1 pseudogene is annotated in these 305 nt (G+C 39.7%); it reads right to left on the reverse strand.

Annotated features, from left to right (window positions below):
• Positions 1–305 (reverse strand): annotated as a pseudogene (locus tag D0T57_RS15990) (Dabb family protein); the annotation flags it as partial.

Raw genomic sequence — 305 nt, forward strand, 5'->3', positions numbered from 1 at the left:
TTATTTTTGCTTTTCTCGGTGCCTACCGGGGTGCTGATGGGTAAAATAGGCAGGCGGAAAACGGTGATACTGAGCCTTATTGTCACAGCAATATCGTTATCATCTTTACTATTCACTTTCAATCCATACGGCAAATAGCCCACAACAACGAAAACAACGATTATTACCACGATATTCAATAGTATCTGCGAAACCGGATAAACCGTAAAATCTATACCGACTTCGATATGCAATAGGCCTTCTATTTTGCCTCTCAATGCTTCCAGCTTTTCTTTAACCAATAAGGCATTGGTTTGTTTGTTGTT

Origin of the sequence: Dysgonomonas sp. 511, assembly GCF_010501105.1 — a bacterium.
Lineage (GTDB): Bacteria > Bacteroidota > Bacteroidia > Bacteroidales > Dysgonomonadaceae > Dysgonomonas.